Raw genomic sequence first — 524 nt, 5'->3', positions numbered from 1 at the left:
CTTCACGAGAACTCTACTGCTCGAAAATTCGTGGGATTGGCGCTGGCGGACCGTACGCCGGACGAATCCACGATTCTCCAGTTCCGTCATCTGCTCGAGAAGCACAACCTCGGCAAGCAGGTCCTTGAACGAGTCAACGCCGGCATCACCGCTGCCGGACTGGTGCTCTCCAAAGGACGCATTGTTGATGCCAGCTTCATTGAGGCTCCGAGCTCAACAAAGAATCGCGATCACAAGCGGGATCCGGAGATGTCGAGCGGCAAAAAGGGAAATACGTGGCATTTCGGCATGAAGATGCACGTCGCCACCGACGACATCATCGGCATCGTCACGAATGCCGTCTACGGACCTGCCAACGAGCATGACATCAGCCGTGCCCGGGAACTGATACCGTCAGAGACAGAGCAGGTGTACGGCGATGCCGGCTATGTCGGGATGGGAAAACGCGAGGAATTCCAGACCGATAAGGAAGCAGAAAAGCGCTCGTACCGGATCAACCTGCGGCCTGGAGTTTTGAAAGGACG

Annotated in this window: 1 protein-coding gene; it reads left to right on the top strand. The window is 56.7% G+C overall.

Going from position 1 to position 524, the window contains the following annotated elements:
- On the top strand, positions 1 to 524 hold a 524-nt coding region (locus GBM95_RS12005), incomplete at both ends, for an IS5 family transposase (RefSeq protein WP_226963332.1).

Source organism: Sutterella seckii, from assembly GCF_009183815.1.
GTDB classification, from domain to species: Bacteria; Pseudomonadota; Gammaproteobacteria; order Burkholderiales; family Burkholderiaceae_F; genus Sutterella; species Sutterella seckii.
The sequence above is the reverse complement of the archived record's forward strand: the minus strand, read 5'-3'. Positions and strand labels throughout refer to the sequence as shown.